Below are 13911 nucleotides of genomic sequence, written 5' to 3'. Positions count from 1 at the left end.
TGCATGCATTCAATTAAGAATAAGAGGTTACCTCATGAAATTACAAAAAATTGCTCTGGCAGTTGCTCTAGTTGCCGCACCACTCAGCGCCTTCGCTGGCGGCTCTGTGGATGTGTTCTATGTAGATCAAGATTTGGATATTCAAGGAGGAGGCAGCGATGACGGTAATGGTTACGGCTTCCGCGGCTTAGCCGAGCTTGGCCATGGCGTAAGCCTAACCGCTCTTCACCAAGATGCTGACCTAGACACCGCAAATGGCAACTTAAAAGAAACCCGTATTGGCTTAAGCTATGACCGTGGCATGAATGGCTTTAGCGTTGGCGGGGGTTTAGAAACAGTTACTCTTGATATAAATGGTGGTGGCCCTGGCACTTCATTGCGCGGCTACTCTGCGAACGTTCACGCCAGTATTTCTCCAGTCGAAAACTTAAGCGCATATGCCCGAATCGGCTATACCGATGTTGATGATCTAGATGGCGTGGAATACGAGGTCGGTGCAAGCTATGCCTTTACACCTGAGGTAGCAGGCTTCATTGAGTACCGAATGGCTCAACTTGAAACTACTGCATCAGGACCATCAGCCGACGTAGATCTAGACACACTTCGTGTCGGTGCACGCTACACATTTAAGTAAGACGTGCGGAGCATTGAGAGAGGCTAAACACCTCTCTCTTTTTTTGCCCGCAACTCACGCCCTAAGAGAGCCTCAGCCTACAAACCTTCTCGCTTAGACGCCTGCCAAAGCACTTCCATAGCCTCTATCGTCGACTCTTGAAGAGACTCATCTAGCGCCAATAGCTCGCGCTCAATATAGCCAAAGCGACGACGGAACTTAGCGATACCACCGAGCAATGCTTGCTCACTATCGACACTCACTTGGCGCGCGAGATTAGTCGTGCAAAACAAAATATCACCCAGCTCATCTTGCAATGCCTCTTGGCCTAAGCCCTGCTCCAAGGCCTGCTCAAACTCATCGATCTCTTCGCGCAACTTGGCCAAAACCGGACGCGGATCTCGCCAGTCATAGCCCACCTCACCTGCGCGCGCTTGCAGCTTTTCAGCTCGGCGTAATGGACTATGGCCGGCCCCAACTTTGTCGAGAAACGCCACAGGCTCAATGGACTTGCCTTGCACCGCCTTCAGCGCTTTCTCGACCGCCTTAATCTCATCCCATTGCGCACTCACCTGCTCAGCCGTCAGATCAATACGCGGCAAATCGAGGCGGTCATCACGAAAGATATGCGGATGACGGCGAATTAACTTCGCGCTAATCGCCTCGGCGACATCAGCAAAATTGAAGCCGCCCTGCTCGCTAGCAACTTGCGCTTGGAAAACAATTTGCAATAGTAAGTCGCCAAGTTCCTCGCATTGCGCGGCGCTATCGCCGCTGGCAATAGCATCGACAACCTCATAAGCCTCTTCGATGGTATATGGCGCCAACGTTTGTGCATCTTGCGCTAAGTCCCAAGCACAACCCTGCTCAGGGTCTCGCAGACGAGCCATGATGGCTAAAAGCTGGCGCAATGCCTGCTCCGAATGCACTGAAGTAGCGCTCATTGAGTCTCTCCAGCAGAATCCGACGGCAGGCGATGCTCGGTCAGCCGTCGCGCCTCAATCACCATGGCCAGCTGCTCAATGCGCGTGAGTACACGCGACAACTTATCTAAACTCGACACTTCCATAGTCAGACGCAAAGTTGCCGTAGCATCGTGCTTATCAGACTGGGTTTGTACACCAGTAACATTGACTTGCTCATTGGCCAATACTGCCGTGACATCACGCAATAAGCCTGTGCGATCCCATGCTCGCACCATAATATCCACTGGATACGAAGCTTGCTCATTGAGCTGCCATTGCACATCAAGCGTGCGCGCTGGATCCTCTTGTGCCATGCGTTCGTAATCAGCACAGCCACGGGCATGAATGCTGACGCCGCGCCCCTGTGTAATAAAGCCAACAATCGACTCGCCTGGCACCGGCTTACAGCATCCGGCGACATGGCTGAGTAAGTTGCCCACACCTTCGATCATGATGCCAGCACCGTTTTGATCGCTACGTGGAGCACGTAGTGCAATCTCCGGCAATGCCAGCTCTTGTTGCGCAGCCGATTGCTCACCACTCAAGGCATGCGTAATCCGCGCCAATGGCAAATCGCCAGCCCCTAGAGCTGCAAGCACATCCTCGCCTGTTCGCATATTAAAGCGCGGGGATAAGCGATCTAGCGTGCCTTTCGGTAGTGCGATACCTAGGCGCGACAGCTCGCGCTCAAGCAGGCCGCGACCTTCTGCTACATTGCCTTCGCGCGCCTGCTGCTTAAACCAAGTGCGCACTTTAGCTATCGAGCGGCTAGCCGCCAAAAACCCTTGCGATGGATTCATCCAATCACGACTAGGATGACCACCGCGATGCGTCATGATGTCGACCTGCTCACCGGTTTTTAGCTTGTAAGTCAGCGGCACAATACGCCCATTAACCTTGGCGCCACGGCAGCCATGACCCACTTCAGTATGGATGTGGTAAGCGAAATCTAAAGGTGTTGAGCCAGCTTGCAGATCGATGACTTGGCCATCGCGAGTAAACACATAAATACGTTCGTCATGGATGGCAAGGTTAATTTGCTCAGCCAGCTCTTCTATACGCTGGTCACCAATATCATCTTGCCACTCAAGAACTTGGCGCAACCAAGCGATCTTATTTTCGTAGCGCGCGTCGGAGCGAGAGGCCTTACCTTCTTTATAAGTCCAATGTGCACAAACGCCGAGTTCAGCCTCTTCATGCATATCAAAAGTACGAATTTGCACCTCGATAGGCTTGCCGGACGGGCCAATGACTGCCGTGTGCAGAGAGCGGTAGCCGTTCTCTTTTGGTGTCGCAATATAGTCGTCGAACTCTTTCGGAATATGTTTCCACAGCGAGTGCACGACGCCTAGTGCGGCATAGCAATCGCGCACATCGGGCAGCAAAATACGAATCGCGCGGACATCAAAAAGCTCATGAAAGCCGAGACCTTTACGCTGCATTTTTCGCCAAATCGAATAAATATGCTTGGCTCGACCAGTGACCTCAATCGGTCCCATGCCCATACGCTCGAGCTGCACGCGCACGGTTTCAATAACCTGTGCAATATAACCATCGCGGTCGAGGCGCTTCTCATCAAGCAGATTGGCAATTTGCTTATAGGCCTCAGGCTCAAGATAGCGAAATGAGAGATCTTCAAGCTCCCATTTCACATGACCGATGCCGAGCCGGTGCGCTAATGGCGCATAAATGTCGAAGATCTCACGGGCGACACGGCGCTTACGCTCGTCGCTAGCATCTTTCAACTCACGGATAGCAAAAGTGCGTTCAGCGAGCTTAATTAGCGGCACGCGGACATCATCGATCATTGCGATAAGCATTTTGCGGACGTTATCGAGCTGATGCTCATCACTGTTTTTATTATGCAGATCGGGGTTAATCAGACGGCTAATGGCCGCCATGCGTAGTACGCCCTCGATCAGGCCGGCAATATCAGGACCGAACTCTTTATCTACCTGAGCCAGCTCAATTTTGCCTTCGCGAACGGCACGATAAAGCACCGCCGCCATCAACGACTCTTGATCGAGATTGAGCTCAGACAAAATATCAGCCATGTCTAGGCCAGTGAGGAAGCTTGAGGTACGCGATGACCAAATATTATGACGCGCAACAGCATCACGATCGAGCTGCTCAGCGCGGAGGCAGGCACGCAAAAGTTCTGCACGATCATGCAGCTCAACGTGATCCTCGACCCGGTCTAGCCAGGTCTCAAAGTCTACTGAGCCGTCGGCTAAGGTCGGGTAGTCAGCGCGTACTTTTACCATCGGAGCGCTCTCTTTTTGCTTATTTGCGTTGCCATAACAGTGCTTACTAGCACTGTTATGGGGCGCCTAGCGCCGCTTTTCAAATACCGCAATCGACTCCACATGCGTGGTATGCGTAAACATATCCATGATACCTGCCTTCAACAGCACGTAGCCGGCCTTGGCCAACTCGCCGGCATCACGCGCTAGCGTGGCAGGATTACATGACACATAGACGATGCGCTTGGGCTTCAAGCTCACAATATGTGGCAAAACTTCCAGCGCACCACTACGCGGCGGATCAATCAAAACCCGGTCAAAGCCCAGTGTCGCCCATGGCTGGCTGGCAATTTCTTTCGTCAGGTCATGCATATAAAACGACACATTATTTAAGCCATTGGCTGTGGCATTTTCTTGGCCACGCAAGACCATCGCCTGCGAACCCTCGACTCCAACGACTTCCCGAGCCTTTGTCGCCAATGGCAAGGTGAAGTTGCCAAGACCACAAAACAGATCCAAGACGCGATCTTCTGGCTGAATATCTAGCAAGTCCAATGCCAACGGCAGCATGCGCTGGTTTATCTCGGCATTAACCTGAGTAAAGTCATTTGGGTGAAAGGCTAGACGCAAATCGGTGCCATTGGGCGTTTGAAACGGCAGCTCATAGGCCAGACGATCGGGGCCATCTTCAGGCCACACCTTATGCACAGTGTCGTAATTGCCTGGCTGCAAATAGCACTGCCAGCCGCGCTCAGCACAGAAGTCGATGAGCGCTTGACGGTCGCTTTTGCTCAGCTCATTCATATGTCGAAACACCAAAGCCACTGGCGCTACACCATCAAGCTCATCGCCGGCGGCCACTTCGATTTGCGGGATATGATCACGCGCCTCTAAGCCGCCTATCAGCTCACGGAAAGCAGTGATGCTCAAGCCTAGGCGAGGATCCATGACCACGCAGGAATCAAGCTCAGCGAGAAAGCTGGCTTGGCGCTCACGGAAACCGACCAGCAACTTCTCTTTTTTGATGACATAGCGCACGCCCATACGAGCCTTACGGCGATAGGAAATATTGTCGCTAACTAACGGCGGCAGCCATTCTTGCGGGACGATGCCACCAAAGTGCTGGAGGTGCTCAGCCAATACTGAGTGCTTCAATGTCAGCTGCGCTTCGCGCGACATATGTTGTAGCGAACAACCACCACAGACACCAAAGTGCGCACACGGAGCGTCAACGCGATCGCTAGAAGCGGTGATAACTTCAATGACTCGGCCTTCATCGTATTTTTTATGCAGATTGGTGAGCTTCACCACCACCTGCTCGCCCGGCAAAGCGCCATCGACAAATATCAATTTGCCATCTTCGCGATGCGCAATACCACGGCCATCGTGACCAAGCTTGGTCACGGTTAGCGCCATTGGCTCCATGGCGTTCAATTTATTGTGTTTACGCGACATAACAGACTCTAATCACGCCCCAGCTTTAAGGCTGGCGGCGCAATATTAATGGGAAGAAATCGGGGTATTTAGCGGCGGATCGATTAATGGCATGGCTGCTGTTGCCGTCTGCCATTGCGCCAAAAACTCGCTTAAATGTGGTTGATTAGCAGCGACAAGAGCATTTTCAAGCAGCATGAACTCTTCCGCGAGCTGGCTTGCGTCTAGCTGCCCGCGCATCTGCTGAAAACGCAGCCAAACCAAGTAAGTGTTGAGCACATCAGACTCGCAGTAATTGCGAATACTGCCCAAGTCGCCGGCCAAAAATGTTGGCCATACTTGACCACCATCCATGCCATTTTTACCGGGAAAACCCAGCAAGCTAGCCACTTGATCTAAGGGCTGTACGGCACGTGCTTGATAGCCCGCCAGCACATCCATGACATCGGTGTGGCGTGAGTGAAAGCGACCGAGGTAGTTATTAAATTTAGCATCGCGATTCAGTTCGCCCTGATCCCAATAGGTGGGCGCTGAAATGCCGTGCAGCAAGGCACGGTAGTGCAGTACCGGCAAGTCAAAACCACTGCCATTCCACGACACCAAGGTTGGGTTGAAGCGCTCCAAGCCCTGATAAAAGCGCGAAATCAGATCGGACTCACTCGACGACTCATCGCCCAATGACCAAACTTTCACGCCATCACGCGAGCGCAACACGGCAGAAATACATACCACTCGTTGCAATGAGTGGCGAATAAAGTCGGAGCCACCGGTTTCTTGTCGACGCAGCTTAAACATTGCTTCGGCGGCGGCGGCATCATCTAGGCCATCAAGACCATAGAGGCGACGACCGCCAGCAATATCGGGTACGGTTTCGATGTCGAACACTAATGTATTCATGCGCGATCATCCGAAGAAAATACGCCAGTGGATAAATAGCGGTCACCTCGATCACAAATAATCGCCACGATGACGGCGTTTTCGACAGTTTTTGATAGCTCTAGCGCCGCCCATACCGAGCCACCCGACGACACTCCACAAAATATGCCTTCTTCACGGGCTAAACGGCGCATGGTGTCTTCGGCTGCTTGCTGAGATGTATCGACAACAACATCGACGCGATCGCGCTCAAAAATCGTGGGCAAATACGCCTCTGGCCAACGCCGAATGCCGGGTATCGAAGCACCATCTATTGGCTGCAGGCCGACAATTTGCACTGCTGGATTTTGCTCTTTTAAGTAGCGCGAAACGCCCATGATGGTACCAGTTGTGCCCATCGAACTAATAAAGTGCGTGATCTGACCATTGGTCTGCTGCCAAATCTCTGGGCCAGTGCCACGATAGTGCGCCAAGGGGTTATCGCTATTACCAAACTGATTGAGCACCACGCCCTCGCCTTCGGCCTGCAAACGCAGCGCTAAGTCTCGCGCCTCCTCCATGCCCATGCCGGCATCCATGGAGATCAGCTCGGCGCCATAGGCCGCCATCGCATCGCGGCGCTCCTGACTTTGGCTCGCAGGCATGATCAAGCGCATTTTATAGCCCTTAATTGCCGCTGCCATGGCTAAAGCAATGCCAGTATTACCCGAGGTGGCCTCAATCAAGGTGTCGCCAGGTCGAATATCACCACGGCGCTCAGCTTCGTTAATCATCATTAAAGCTGGACGATCTTTCACTGAGCCGGCGGGATTATTGCCTTCGAGCTTCACAAGAATGGTATTGCTGGTGTCACCGGGCAGTCGTTGTAGGCGAACCAAGGGCGTGTTGCCAACGCAGTCGGCAATGGTGGGGTAAGTCATGACAGCACTCAGCGCTAAAGTGTGCCAATTGTAAAGATAAAGCCCGTGCTAGGACATAGCACGGGCTTTATCAGAAGCCGGATGCAGCAGCGTTCATCAGCCGCTACATATGACGACTTAGCGTGGCGCCATACGAATCGCGCCATCGATACGAATGGTTTCGCCATTCATAAAGGCGTTTTCGACTAACTGAGCAGCTAGCTGCGCATACTCTGAAGGCAGACCTAAACGTTTAGGGAATTGCGTCATTTCGATCAATGGCAGCTTCACGCTATCCGGTGAAGACTGAAGCAATGGCGTATTAAAGATGCCCGGTGCAATGGTATTCACACGCACACCAATGCTGGCTAAATCACGTGCCAATGGTAGCGTCATACCAACAACGCCGCCTTTCGATGCCGAGTACGCCGCCTGACCAATTTGGCCATCAAACGCCGCAACCGATGCTGTGTTGATAATCACGCCGCGCTCGTTGTCGGCATTGCCTTCGTTTTTAGCCATCTCAGCAGCGGCTAAGCGCGTGACATTAAATGTGCCGATCAAGTTCACCGCAATGACCTTACTAAATACGTCCAATGAGTGCGGGCCATTTCTACCAACAGTCCGCATCGCGCTGCCAATGCCGGCACAGTTCACTGCAATATGAACACCGCCCCAGGCCGCAACAACATCGGCTAAACCAGCTTGCACGGACGCTTCATCGGAGACGTTAACGCGGCAAAAGCGAGCGTTCTCACCTAGCTCTTTAGCGGCAGCAGCACCGGTCTCTTCATTCAAATCAAACAAGGCCACGCGCGCACCTTTGGCAATAAATGCCTGCGCTGTAGCAAAACCTAAACCTGATGCACCACCGGTCACGATGGCGACACTATTCGTTAACTGCATAAAAAACTCCGACTAAATTGACTGCGACTAATCAGTCACCGCGGGCGAGCATAGCACTGCCTAGCGCCGACTCAAATACACACGCGGGCTTAGATAAGACCCAGGCCGGATATTTCTCGCGCCAAACGTGCGGCGTGGTTATCGGTCATGCCTCCGACAAAATCGAACACGCGCAAATAGCCTTGATATAGCGACAAGCCAGGCTCTAAAGGCGTTTCAAGTAAGGCCAGCTGGGTTTGTTGACGTGGCGATAGCGCGTCTGGGCCATGCACACAGAAGGCATGCACCGCCGGCATTAATGTATCGAGCACAATGCCTAAGCAGGGGTAAGCCGCGATTTCAGTGACAACTTTGCTGCGATGGCGATAGACCTTGTCGTGCGCGAGTTGTTTGGCAGCCAAAAGCGCATCGCGAATGGTCGGGCTAGCCACGGCAATCAAATCTTTGCCAGGCAATTCGCCATGCAAGAGCGCATCGTGATGGCGCATAAAAGTGTCGGCTAAATCGCTAACGCAGGCGCCAACCATGGTGCCGCGCAGCGCCGCCGCGTATTGGCGCGGATCACGGATATGCCATTGTTTATCAGGGTGAACAATAGGGCCGAGCAAACTTTCTAGCTCATGCAAATCGAGAATGCCGATCTCCACCGCATCTTCTAAATCGACAATGGCATAGCAAATATCGTCAGCGGCCTCCATCAAATAAGACAATGGGTGCCGCGCCCACTGCTCATCGCCGCGCTGAATTAAGCCCAGCGACTTCGCCACCTCGCGATAATAAGGCAGCTCCGCTTGGTAGATATTGAACTTGCCACGCTTGGGATAGCACTGCGCAGTCCATGGATACTTTACTAAAGCACCAACCGTGGCAGCACTGAGGCGCATACCGCCCTCGTTGCGATACATTTCCTGCGAACACACTAGGCGTAGGCCTTGAGCATTGCCCTCATAGGTTGTGATGTCGCAATGCTCAGCGTTGGTTAACGGTGCTAGCAACTCGGCGCGCGCTGGATCACGAAACCAGTCCCGTAAGGCGTATTCACCGGTATGACCAAATGGCGGGTTGCCCATATCGTGCGCAAGGCAAGCTACCTGCACGATGCCGCCAACATCAAAAGGAGTGAAACCTTCTGGCAGCTCATGTGGGCTAATTTCCAAGCTGGCGCCAACGCGGTTACCCAAGCTGCGGCCGACACTGGCAACCTCCACACTATGCGTTAGTCGGTTATGGGTATGGTCATGCTGTGCCAGCGGATGCACCTGAGTTTTGCGACCAAGTCGGCGAAATGCAGTAGAAAAGACTACACGATCATGGTCGATATGAAACTCCGAGCGCAGGCCTGCTAAGCCTTGATCGGTAGCCGCTGCCGGGGCCGCGATAATCTGCTCATTTTTGACCTTAAAGCGTTGCGGCGACAGCAGCTGCGGCCAGCCCATACGAGGCGATGTCATATCAGAATCCCTTAACAACAATGTTTACATCATCGACAAAAGCCGACATAAAGGCTAGCGCAGAGCGTGGCATACTCACTGCGGTTCATTAAAGAGAAACGACAATGTTAGATGCTCTATTTAAGAATAATGTGCGTTGGGCCGATGCGATTAAAGACAAAGAGCCTGACTTTTTCGAAAAGTTAGCTCAACAACAATCGCCACAACTACTGTGGATAGGTTGCGCCGATAGCCGCGTTCCAGCTAATGAAATTATGGGCTTAGCGCCCGGCGAGGTATTTGTTCACCGCAACGTCGCCAACTTAGTCGTTCACACTGACATGAACTGCCTATCCGTCCTGCAGTACGCAGTAGAAGTGCTGAAAGTTAGACACATTTTGGTTACCGGCCACTATGGCTGCGGCGGTGTGAAGGCTGCTTTAGACAACCTAAGCTTTGGCTTGATCGATAACTGGCTGCAGCACATTAAAGATATTCATCGCTATCACGCTTCGCGTTTCGACGGTTTATCTTATGAGGCTAAGCTGGATTTACTCTGCGAGCTCAATGTCGTTGAGCAGGTTGCCAACGTTGCCAATACCACCATTTTAAAAAGCGCTTGGGCAAAAGGCCAAGACGTTTCCGTACATGGCCTTATTTTCAGCATTAGCGATGGTATTTTGCGCGACCTTGGGGTGCACTGCAGTGCATCGCAGCCCACCCCGTCGCTGGCAAAAGCGGTGCTAACGGCTCAGGGAGCCATATCGCAAGCAGAATAAGCGACTTGAACGCGGCGATTTTGTGCCCACGCTGATTCATCATTACCTTCAGCAACTGGCTGCTCTTTACCAAAGCTGACCACTGCCATCTGTGCCGCTTGTGCACCTTGGCTTTGCAGATAGCTAGCTACTGCATTGCCGCGGCGCTCGCCGAGCGCCAAGTTGTAGTCATGCGTGCCACGCGCATCTGTATGGCCATCAAGCTGGACACTGACACCTTGAGCAGCTTTCAGCACGCCTGCTAACGCATTCAAGCTAGCCAACGCATCAGGTGACAGCTCGCTAGCATCGGTGCCAAAGAAGTACACATTATGGCGCAACAACTGTGCAACCTCAGGTGTTTGCGCATTCAGCAGCGCTTGTAACTGCGCGCGGCTACAGTTTGCAATTGCGCCGACACCAGCATCAACCGCTATTATTTCTGCAGCTTCTGGCAGTGTGTCGGAACTCATATCCGGCGTTACAGGTGGCGCTGTTGGCTCGCTGCGAAACATCGCACAACCAGACAACGTTGCGGTGAAAATACTGGCACTAATGAGTGCAGCAAGGTGGCGCTTTTGCATAAGGAATGCTCCTACTGAGGATGGGATACAACAAGTATTACAATGGAAAACTGGTGCTATTTAGGCGCCCACACAGCACTTCGTACCGTGCCAAGGCGCTCTGGCCACTGCCAGCGCAACTGCCCATCTCGCGAGACGAAGAAGACACGGTCACCGCCAGCGGTTTGTTCGGTATAGGTCAGCAGCAGACCATTGGATGCAAAGCTCGGCGAGCTCGCCAATGCCCCACTGCTCAGAAACCACGGCGTACGTCTCGGCTCTAAAACAGCCACGCGGTAACGACCATCGCCGCTATCATGAATCGTCACGATGGCATCACTAGTTGGATCCAGCGCTGCTCGCGCATTAAAGCGACCAGTGAAGCTGACACGCTGAGCGTCATTGCTTCTTAAGTCAAGGCGATAGATCTGCGCACGACCGCTGCGATCAGAAGTGAACAAGAGCGAATTGCCATCGGCAGCCCACGTTGGTTCGGTATCAATCGCGGCATGATCCGTGACACGCTGCAGGTCGCCATCACTCAGGCGGTAAATATAGATATCCGTATTACCTGCGGCCGATAACGACATCGCTAAGCGTTGGCCATCGGGAGACCAGCTCGGAGCAGCGCTAGTGCCTGTGAGAGCAGTCAAGCGTGTGCGCTCACCACTACTTATATTTTGGCTATAGATAGCCGATTGACCATCCTCAAAGCTCACATACGCAATCGTCTTGCCATCGGGCGACCAACTAGGCGATAGCAACGGCTGGGTCGACTGCAGCAATGTGCGGGCATTGGCACCATCGCTATCAGCAAGCATCAGGCGATACCGCGAGCCTTGCTGCACTTGCACATAGGCTAATTGACGCGATGCCATGCCTGGCACACCAATGAGCTTTTCATACACGGCATCACTGATGTAATGCGCAACCGCACGCCAGCGACCATTACCCGCCTTCAGCTGCCCACTCAGCACCACGCGCTGCGTTGCTGGCTCGACTACGGCATAGCTAAAGTGATAACGCTGCGGTGCAATTTGCTGCACAAAACCTTGCACAATATATTTCGGCAGAGCCGGGGCCGGTTCGTTGGATGCCTCCGCCTCAGTCAAGCTCGTGACCGTTGGCGCCGCCTCATTAAACTCCATAACGCCTGGCTGCCATGCACCGACTGCTTGTTCGGCAACGCGCAAGCCTGGGCTGTGGCGCAAATCATTACGAATGATATCGCCCAAAGGCTCGCCAGCTGCTGGGCCAGAGAAGTTAGCGACTGCAAGATCCAAACCCTTCTCTAGGGTCTGCTGAATATGCACTGTCAAAGAGGCATGCGCCGTGGCCATCTGCAGTAATAACAACGCTGCGGTACAAACTCGCCACATCATATGCCCCTCCGAATTAGCCAATTCAAGTACAACGCAAAAGCCATCACCCTGATGACACTACACCTACATTATTAAGCAAAAAAAACGCGCCCTGAGGCGCGCTTTTTCTATCGTGTAGCAGAATTAGCCACGTGGTGGGTTAATCACAACTTCCACACGACGATTTTGCGAACGGCCAGCTTCGTTAGCATTGCTAGCGATAGGCTGGTTCATGCCACTACCAATAGCCGATACACGGTTACCAGCAACGCCACGACTAACCAAGTAGCCGGCAACTGATGAAGCACGTTGTTGCGACAACGTTTGGTTGTAGCTAGCTGCACCAACATTATCGGTATGACCAGAAACGGTGATCGATGTTTCGTCATACTCTTTCAGTACGTCAGCAACAGCATCAAGCACTGGATAGAAGTCGGAACGAACACCGCTTTGCGCTGTGGCAAAGGTAATGTTGCCAGGCATGATCAAGGTGATGATGCCGGTATTTTTATCACGCTGAATACCAACACCAACGCCCGCTAAACGATCACGTAATTTCTTTTCTTGTACGTCCATATAGACGCCAACACCACCGCCAGTTACGCCGCCAATGGCTGCGCCCTGCAAGCAACGCTCATTACGCTTGCCGTGCTTAGTAGTTGCTGTAGCAATACCGCAACCGATAGCAGCACCGATAGCAGCACCGTATGTGCCTTTAGCTACTTGGCGTTCGCCGGTATAAGGGTTTGTTGTACAGCCCGCTAACACCATGGCGCCAGCGGCCATTGCAATCATCATTAAACGCATAATAAAACTCCTAGATATAGATACTCGCCTAAACGCAGCCATCACGCTTAGGTTTACGCCGCGTAGCAGTTTACCCGAAAACACCCATTGCAGGCTTAGCCACCGCCAACCAGCACATCATAAATAACAGGCCTAAGCCGACAGCAAAGACCGGCTTGGCAATGCTAGAGCCGCGTGAACGCTGAAACGCCACCGTGCCGCAAACAATAAAGGCCACCAGCAGCACTAGCTTGAGTAAAGCCCAGCCAGGTATAGCACCAACCTGATAAACCATGGCAAAGCCGGTCACCAACATGATGGTGGCTAAAATATGCGGCGCAATGCGCAAGAGCTTCGCTGGTCGCTCAGCTTGGCCAGTAAGTAAATAGAAGCCTCTCCACAAATACACTAGCGCAAGCAGCGCCGCCGTTAGCATGTGAGGATGCTTCAACATCATATATGTGTTCACGCAATTACCTTTTGGCTAGAAAACTAAGCACTCTTTGTCGCAGAGTACGCGCATTGGTTCAAGCCCAACGGTCGCAAATTTTGCTATCGTCAGAAGCTTGCCGTTTTTGCATAGGTTTTTCTGATGCCGTTTGAAACCGTCCCAACGCCCTGCGTTGGCATCTGCTCGACCACTTATGGCGATATTGTTTGCCGGGGCTGTCGCCGATACTTGCATGAAGTGGTTGAGTGGAACCGCTACAGCGCCGAACAAAAGCGCTTAATTTGGCATCGCTTAGATGGCCTGCTGACACAAATCATGCCGCGCTATTTTGAAATTATCGATGCTCAGCTGCTGCGGCAAACACTGGACCAGCTTCGCCTAAGCTATCGCTTCGAGGCCACTCCATGGACTTGGCTGCAAATCTTGCTCAAAAACGCCGCCCGCCAACTCAGCGACCTCACGCCTTATGGTGTGCGCCGCCTAGATACATCTGCGATGAGCTTGTATGAGCTAAAGGAATTAATGAACGTCGAACTGCACACCTTGGCGAGCGCTTATTACGAACGTGATTTGTTGCGTGCACTTCAGTTTTAGCTAGGGCAAGATTCACACGCCTAAGTGCATGT

At 52.7% G+C, this 13911-nt stretch carries 14 protein-coding genes; 3 read left to right on the top strand and 11 right to left on the bottom strand.

Going from position 1 to position 13911, the window contains the following annotated elements; all coding sequences use genetic code 11:
• Positions 1 to 34: 34 nt before the first annotated feature.
• Positions 35 to 634, top strand: a complete 600-nt coding sequence (locus ACFQ0F_RS00285; RefSeq protein ID WP_340675200.1) for a porin — start codon at positions 35 to 37, stop codon at positions 632 to 634.
• A 77-nt stretch (positions 635 to 711) separates the two neighbouring features.
• Here the strand turns inward: ACFQ0F_RS00285 and mazG are convergent, their stop codons facing one another.
• From mazG to ACFQ0F_RS00250, 7 genes are all read right to left on the bottom strand, one after another.
• Positions 712 to 1557 (bottom strand): nucleoside triphosphate pyrophosphohydrolase, encoded by an 846-nt coding sequence (gene mazG, locus ACFQ0F_RS00280; protein ID WP_379067807.1) that lies wholly within the window; start codon positions 1555 to 1557, stop codon positions 712 to 714.
• The gene (relA, locus tag ACFQ0F_RS00275) at positions 1554 to 3842 is read right to left on the bottom strand and encodes a GTP diphosphokinase (RefSeq protein WP_340675198.1); all 2289 of its coding nucleotides are present in this window, start codon (positions 3840 to 3842) and stop codon (positions 1554 to 1556) included. Before relA ends, mazG begins: the two co-directional genes overlap by 4 nt.
• A gap of 66 nt (positions 3843 to 3908) precedes the next feature.
• A complete protein-coding gene (gene rlmD / locus ACFQ0F_RS00270; protein ID WP_379067804.1) occupies positions 3909 to 5276 on the bottom strand; it encodes a 23S rRNA (uracil(1939)-C(5))-methyltransferase RlmD in 1368 nt (455 codons plus the stop codon).
• A 45-nt stretch (positions 5277 to 5321) separates the two neighbouring features.
• Complete coding sequence (locus tag ACFQ0F_RS00265) at positions 5322 to 6152, bottom strand: 3'-5' exonuclease (protein WP_379067801.1); 831 nt, start codon at positions 6150 to 6152, stop codon at positions 5322 to 5324.
• Positions 6149 to 7051, bottom strand: coding sequence for a cysteine synthase CysM (gene cysM / locus ACFQ0F_RS00260; protein ID WP_340675195.1), 903 nt, complete (start codon positions 7049 to 7051; stop codon positions 6149 to 6151). Before cysM ends, ACFQ0F_RS00265 begins: the two co-directional genes overlap by 4 nt.
• Before the next feature lie 117 nt (positions 7052 to 7168).
• Positions 7169 to 7936 carry a 3-hydroxyacyl-CoA dehydrogenase gene (locus ACFQ0F_RS00255; protein ID WP_340675194.1) on the bottom strand — a complete coding sequence of 256 codons (768 nt, stop codon included), beginning with the start codon at positions 7934 to 7936 and terminating at the stop codon, positions 7169 to 7171.
• A gap of 89 nt (positions 7937 to 8025) precedes the next feature.
• Positions 8026 to 9387: a deoxyguanosinetriphosphate triphosphohydrolase gene (locus ACFQ0F_RS00250; protein ID WP_340675193.1), complete on the bottom strand. Its 1362-nt coding sequence runs from the start codon at positions 9385 to 9387 to the stop codon at positions 8026 to 8028.
• 104 nt (positions 9388 to 9491) lie between these two features.
• On the opposite strand from ACFQ0F_RS00250, the gene can reads away from it, so the two are divergent.
• Positions 9492 to 10145, top strand: coding sequence for a carbonate dehydratase (gene can, locus ACFQ0F_RS00245; RefSeq protein WP_340675192.1), 654 nt, complete (start codon positions 9492 to 9494; stop codon positions 10143 to 10145).
• On the opposite strand, the gene ACFQ0F_RS00240 is transcribed toward can, so the two are convergent.
• The 4 genes from ACFQ0F_RS00240 to ACFQ0F_RS00225 form a co-directional block, all read right to left on the bottom strand.
• Positions 10118 to 10708, bottom strand: a complete 591-nt coding sequence (locus tag ACFQ0F_RS00240) for an OmpA family protein (protein ID WP_379067796.1) — start codon at positions 10706 to 10708, stop codon at positions 10118 to 10120. The genes can and ACFQ0F_RS00240 overlap by 28 nt on opposite strands.
• Positions 10709 to 10764: 56 nt before the next feature.
• The gene (gene tolB, locus ACFQ0F_RS00235) at positions 10765 to 12069 is read right to left on the bottom strand and encodes a Tol-Pal system beta propeller repeat protein TolB (RefSeq protein WP_340675190.1); all 1305 of its coding nucleotides are present in this window, start codon (positions 12067 to 12069) and stop codon (positions 10765 to 10767) included.
• Positions 12070 to 12192: 123 nt separating this feature from the next.
• On the bottom strand, positions 12193 to 12855 hold the full coding sequence (locus ACFQ0F_RS00230) for an OmpA family protein (RefSeq protein ID WP_340675189.1): 663 nt from the start codon (positions 12853 to 12855) through the stop codon (positions 12193 to 12195).
• 70 nt (positions 12856 to 12925) lie between these two features.
• A complete protein-coding gene (locus ACFQ0F_RS00225; protein ID WP_379067792.1) occupies positions 12926 to 13291 on the bottom strand; it encodes a SirB2 family protein in 366 nt (121 codons plus the stop codon).
• 135 nt (positions 13292 to 13426) lie between these two features.
• Here ACFQ0F_RS00225 and ACFQ0F_RS00220 point away from each other — a divergent pair, with 135 nt between their 5' ends.
• Positions 13427 to 13879, top strand: a complete 453-nt coding sequence (locus ACFQ0F_RS00220) for a DUF1289 domain-containing protein (protein WP_340675187.1) — start codon at positions 13427 to 13429, stop codon at positions 13877 to 13879.
• Positions 13880 to 13911: the final 32 nt, after the last annotated feature.

This window comes from Paraperlucidibaca wandonensis, from assembly GCF_042677145.1.
Classification (GTDB): domain Bacteria; phylum Pseudomonadota; class Gammaproteobacteria; order Pseudomonadales; family Moraxellaceae; genus Perlucidibaca; species Perlucidibaca wandonensis.
This window is presented reverse-complemented; position numbering and strand designations above follow the sequence as displayed.